Raw genomic sequence first — 6000 nt, forward strand, 5'->3', positions numbered from 1 at the left:
TGCTATTTAGAGATGCTAATAAAAACACGCCTGAAAGAGGAACTTTTTTGCTAATTGAAAGAGTATCTAATATGGCTTCGTTTTGGGTAACCTAAATTTTGTGTATAAAAACTCTTAATTAACGTCTTTTTATGAAAGGAAAGGGTGACTGATATGGCTTCTAAAACAAAGAAGGCACAATTCGATGCGAAAAAGCAGCTCGAAACAGTTGAAGAACAGTTCCAAACTCTACAAATTCTAAATGAAGAAGGCAAGGTTGTTAATGATTCAGCAATGCCTGAATTAAGCGATGAGCAGCTTCAGGAATTAATGCGCCGTATGGTTTACACTCGTATTCTTGATCAGCGTTCTATTTCACTTAACAGACAAGGCCGTTTGGGCTTCTATGCACCAACTGCCGGACAGGAAGCTTCTCAGCTTGCATCTCAATTTGCACTGGAGAAGGAAGATTTCATTCTTCCAGGATATCGCGATGTGCCTCAAATTATTTGGCATGGCCTTCCGTTATACCAGGCTTTCCTTTGGTCACGCGGGCATTTTGAAGGCGGTAATATCCCTGAAGGTGTAAATGTTATTTCACCACAGATTATCATTGGTGCGCAATATATCCAGACTGCAGGGGTTGCCCTTGGCATGAAGAAGCGCGGCGAAAAGAAAGTTGCCATTACTTATACTGGCGACGGCGGAGCTTCACAAGGTGACTTCTATGAAGGCATCAACTTTGCAGGAGCATTCAAAGCACCTGCTATCTTTATTGTGCAAAATAACCGTTTTGCAATTTCTACGCCTGTTGAAAAACAGTCAGCAGCTAAAACAATCGCTCAAAAAGCAGTGGCAGCCGGTATTCCTGGAATTCAGGTGGATGGCATGGATCCGCTTGCTGTCTATGCAGCTGTTCGGGAAGCTCGTGAACGTGCACTGAATGGTGAAGGTCCAACATTGATTGAAACACTGACTTACCGTTACGGACCGCACACAATGGCTGGTGACGATCCAACACGTTACCGTACTTCTGACCTTGATAATGAATGGGAAAAGAAAGATCCTCTTGTTCGTTTCCGCAAGTTCCTTGAAGATAAGGGAATCTGGAATGAAGATATGGAAAACGAAGTAATTGAACAAGCAAAAGAAGATATTAAAGAAGCTATTAAAAAGGCTGATGACACACCTAAGCAAAAGGTTACTGACCTTATGAACATCATGTATGAAGAAATGCCTTACAACCTAAAAGAACAGTATGAAATATACAAAGAAAAGGAGTCGAAGTAAGCCATGGCGCAAATGACAATGATTCAGGCAATTACTGATGCTCTACGCACAGAATTGCGCAACGATCCGAATGTATTGGTATTCGGTGAAGATGTGGGCGTTAACGGCGGCGTTTTCCGTGCTACCGAAGGCCTTCAAAAAGAGTTTGGCGAAGAGCGTGTTTTTGATACACCTCTAGCTGAATCCGGAATCGGCGGTCTGGCAGTCGGTCTTGGTTTACAGGGCTTCCGTCCGGTACCTGAAATTCAATTCTTTGGATTCGTTTATGAAGTAATGGATTCTATTTCCGGCCAGCTTGCACGTATGCGTTACCGTTCCGGCGGAAGGTATAATTCACCGGTTACAATCCGTTCACCATTCGGGGGAGGGGTACATACTCCTGAAATGCACGCTGACAGCCTTGAAGGTTTAATGGCTCAGCAGCCTGGATTAAAAGTTGTTATCCCTGCAACTCCTTATGATGCAAAGGGGCTGCTTATCTCAGCTATTCGCGATAACGATCCTGTTATTTTCCTTGAGCATATGAAATTGTATCGTTCTTTCCGCCAGGAAGTACCTGAAGAGGAATACACAATTCCGCTTGGCAAAGCAGAAGTTAAACGTGAAGGTTCTGACGTGACAATTGTAACTTACGGGGCAATGGTCCATGAATCTTTAAAAGCTGCTGAAGAGCTTGAAAAAGAAGGGAAATCTGCCGAAGTTATTGACTTGCGTACAGTTGCACCTCTTGATATTGAAACAATTATTGCTTCTGTTGAAAAGACAGGAAGAGCCATTGTTGTTCAGGAAGCTCAAAAGCAAGCTGGTATCGCAGCAAATGTTGTGGCAGAAATCAATGACCGTGCAATTCTTAGCCTGGAAGCACCGGTTCTCCGTGTAGCTGCACCGGATACGGTATTTGCTTTCCCGCAGGCTGAGACAGTATGGCTTCCAAACTATAAAGATGTAATTGAAACAGCTAAAAAAGTACTTGAATTTTAATTGAATAACTAATGACACAAGGGGGAAAATATCCCCCTGACGTGTTTTACTAGAACGATTGAAAAAATAGGAGGGTGAATTCCATTGGCATTCCAATTTAGATTGCCTGATATCGGTGAAGGTATCCATGAAGGTGAAATCGTCAAGTGGTTTGTAAAGCCGGGTGACGAAGTACAAGAAGATGACGTGCTTTGTGAGGTTCAAAATGATAAAGCGGTTGTAGAGATTCCTTCGCCAGTTAAAGGTAAAGTAGAAGAAGTCCTAGTTGAAGAAGGAACAGTTGCAACTGTAGGTCAAGTTTTAATCACTTTTGATGCTCCAGGATATGAAGATCTTAAATTCAAGGGAGACCATGAAGATGAGGCTCCTAAAGAAGAAAAAACAGAAGGTCAGGTACAGGCAACTGCCGAAGCTGGCCAGGATGTAAAGAAAGAGGAGGCTCCTGCTCAGGATACACGTAAAGAAGGCGTCGTTATTTCTGAAACGGATGTTGATCCTAACCGCCGTATTATTGCTATGCCTTCAGTAAGAAAATATGCACGGGACAAAGGTGTAGATATTCGCCAGGTAGCTGGAAGCGGCAAAAACGGGCGCATCCAGAAAGATGACATTGATGCATTCTTAAATGGCGGTGCCGAAGTTAAGGAAGCGCCAGCTAAGGAAGCTGCACCACAAACTGAAGCCAAAGAAACTGCACCTGCAGCTGCTCAGGCGATTCCTGCTGGACAATATCCGGAAACACGCGAGAAAATGAGCGGAATCCGCAAGGCAATTGCCAAAGCTATGGTAAACTCTAAGCATACTGCTCCACACGTTACATTAATGGATGAAATTGATGTAACGAAACTTGTTGCACACCGCAAGAAGTTTAAAGAAGTTGCAGCGAATAAAGGAATTAAGCTTACATTCCTTCCTTATGTGGTAAAAGCATTAACAAGTGCATTACGTGAATTCCCTGCACTGAACACTTCAATTGATGATGCAGCAGGTGAAATCATTCAAAAGCACTACTACAACATCGGTATTGCAGCAGACACTGAAAAAGGTCTTCTTGTACCAGTTGTTAAGGATGCAGATCGCAAATCTACATTTGCCATTTCAAATGAAATCAATGAACTGGCTGGTAAAGCACGTGACGGCAAGCTTGCTCCAGACGAAATGAAGGGTGCTTCATGCACAATCACAAATATCGGTTCTGCAGGTGGACAGTGGTTTACTCCTGTCATCAATCACCCAGAGGTTGCCATTCTTGGAATTGGCCGCATTGCTGAAAAGCCGGTAGTGAAAGATGGAGAAATTGTTGCTGCTCCAGTATTGGCTTTATCATTAAGCTTTGACCACAGAATTATTGATGGAGCTACTGCACAAAATGCATTGAATCACATCAAGCGTTTACTGAACGATCCAGAACTATTGCTAATGGAGGCGTAATTACAAATGGTAGTAGGAGATTTCCCAATCGAAACAGATACTATAGTCATCGGTGCGGGTCCAGGGGGATATGTTGCAGCAATTCGTGCAGCACAGCTTGGACAAAAAGTTACAATCGTAGAAAAAGCTAATATGGGCGGAGTTTGCTTAAACGTTGGATGTATTCCTTCAAAGGCTTTAATCGCAGCTGGCCACCGCTACGAAAATGCTAAGCACTCAGATGTAATGGGAATTACAGCTGAGAACGTAAAAGTTGACTTTACAAAAGTTCAAGAATTCAAATCCGGTGTAGTCAAGAAGCTTACAGGCGGAGTTGAAGGACTATTAAAGGGGAATAAAGTTGACATCGTACGCGGTGAAGCATACTTTGTTGATGGTAATACCCTTCGTGTAATGGATGAAAATTCAGCGCAAACTTACACGTTCAAAAATGCAATTATTGCAACAGGATCTCGTCCAATTGAATTGCCAACGTTCAAATTCTCTAAACGTGTTCTTGATTCAACAGGCGCTCTTGCCCTTCAGGAAATCCCTGAGAAAATCGTCGTAATCGGCGGTGGTGTTATCGGAATCGAGCTTGGAGGAGCATATGCTAACTTTGGTTCACAAGTAACGATTCTTGAAGGTGCAGATGATATTCTAATCGGCTTTGAGAAGCAAATGACATCTCTTGTTAAACGCAACCTTAAGAAAAAAGGCGTTGAATTCATTACGAAGGCACTTGCTAAGGGTGTTGAAGAGAATGAAAATGGGGTTACAGTTAAGTTTGAAGAAAAAGGCGAAGAGAAATCTCTTGATGCAGATTATGTATTTGTAATGGTCGGAAGACGTCCAAATACAGACGAACTTGGCTTAGAGCAAGCCGGTGTTAAGATGACTGAACGCGGTGTTATTGAAATTGATAAACAATGCCGTACTAGTGTGAGCAATATTTATGCGATCGGGGATATTGTTGCAGGTCCTCAATTAGCTCATAAAGCTTCTTACGAAGGTAAGATTGCTGCAGAAGCAATTGCTGGCCATAACGCAGAAATTGATTACTTAGCTATCCCTGCGGTTGTATTCTCTGAGCCTGAATTGGCTTCTGTAGGCTATACAGAGCAGCAGGCTAAAGAAGAAGGAATTGAAGTAACAGCAGCTAAGTTCCCATTTGCTGCCAATGGCCGTGCCCTTGCACTTGATTCCACTGATGGTTTCTTAAAGCTTGTGACACGCAAAGAGGATGGACTTGTAATTGGTGCGCAAATTGCCGGTGCAAGTGCATCAGACATGATTGCAGAGCTTGGTTTGGCTATTGAAGCAGGCATGACTGCAGAAGATCTTGCTATGACTATTCATGCTCATCCTACATTGGGTGAAATTACAATGGAAGCAGCAGAAGTTGCTATTGGAAGCCCAATTCACATCGTAAAATAATTCAAAAAATCCTTCCCTGTCAGGGAAGGATTTTTTTAGGTTATTATTGATCTTCGTTTTCTTCATCCATTGCTTGGGTGAGCGGATAAATGATTTTATCTTTAGATACAGTTCCTTTTATTTCTACTAAAACTTTGTCCTGATATACCAGCATTATGGCTGGGCAATTTTCTACCTTATAATTGCTTAAGTTACTGGCTTCAGCTTCTGTTATCACTTTCATATCTTTAATCAGGTCAGGATAGCTTTTTTTTAATTCGATGATGGCATCATAATAGGATATTTCCTGTTCATATTGTTTTTTATCAGTAAAAAAAATAAGCTGCTTAACACTGTCGTCAATCCTCAGCTCTTCTTTTACTTCCTTATGATTGCATGAAGAGGTGACAAGCAAGAGTGCAGTAATCAATATCAATGGCACACCTTTCATCCTTTTGCCCTCACTTTATAATAAATTCCACCTTACACAAAAGACTGATATAAAACAGGCTAGAAGTCTTTAGATTTTTCCATTCCATTGACAGAAGGTGAGAAATTCATAATAAGTTATGAGTATTTTATCATATAGCAAATGGAAATATTAGCTTGTCACTCAAATGTTATTGAAATGAAAAATAAGAATTTCCTTTTAAACATATATTACAAACACAAGTGTTTCTTCTATTAAAAAATCGGGTATTGATTAAAAAATTTGGTGGTGGAGTGTATGAAAATTTATACAGCTCTTTTGCTGCAGATGATAATCTGGAGCGGATATACTCTCATTGAGTGGCTTTCAAAATATGATCAGCTGGTTTATAAAGTTATTATGTTTTTTGTTTTTTTCTATCTTGCAATTAATATTGGGAATTGGGTGATAAAGTCAGCAAAAAAAACATTTATGGTTACTGTTATGAGCCTAGG

6 protein-coding genes are annotated in these 6000 nt (G+C 41.2%); 5 read left to right on the top strand and 1 reads right to left on the bottom strand.

The window, feature by feature from the left end; genetic code table 11:
• The first annotated feature begins 153 nt into the window (after positions 1–153).
• From pdhA to lpdA, 4 genes are all read left to right on the top strand, one after another.
• Positions 154–1269: a pyruvate dehydrogenase (acetyl-transferring) E1 component subunit alpha gene (gene pdhA, locus AC6CHU_RS21105; protein WP_159862508.1), complete on the top strand. Its 1116-nt coding sequence runs from the start codon at positions 154–156 to the stop codon at positions 1267–1269.
• 3 nt (positions 1270–1272) lie between these two features.
• Complete coding sequence (locus AC6CHU_RS21110) at positions 1273–2250, top strand: alpha-ketoacid dehydrogenase subunit beta (RefSeq protein ID WP_159344888.1); 978 nt, start codon at positions 1273–1275, stop codon at positions 2248–2250.
• 84 nt (positions 2251–2334) lie between these two features.
• Complete coding sequence (locus AC6CHU_RS21115; protein ID WP_159862509.1) at positions 2335–3681, top strand: dihydrolipoamide acetyltransferase family protein; 1347 nt, start codon at positions 2335–2337, stop codon at positions 3679–3681.
• Positions 3682–3687: 6 nt separating this feature from the next.
• On the top strand, positions 3688–5097 hold the full coding sequence (lpdA, locus tag AC6CHU_RS21120; protein WP_076261605.1) for a dihydrolipoyl dehydrogenase: 1410 nt from the start codon (positions 3688–3690) through the stop codon (positions 5095–5097).
• Between the two features lie 43 nt (positions 5098–5140).
• On the opposite strand, the gene AC6CHU_RS21125 is transcribed toward lpdA, so the two are convergent.
• The gene (locus tag AC6CHU_RS21125) at positions 5141–5527 is read right to left on the bottom strand and encodes a small peptidoglycan-associated lipoprotein (protein WP_159862510.1); all 387 of its coding nucleotides are present in this window, start codon (positions 5525–5527) and stop codon (positions 5141–5143) included.
• Between the two features lie 276 nt (positions 5528–5803).
• Between AC6CHU_RS21125 and AC6CHU_RS21130 the strand changes: the two genes are divergently transcribed.
• The coding region (locus AC6CHU_RS21130) for a hypothetical protein (protein ID WP_498122714.1) at positions 5804–6000 on the top strand (197 nt) is incomplete at its 3' end.

The organism is Cytobacillus sp. GQ23 (assembly GCF_059758675.1).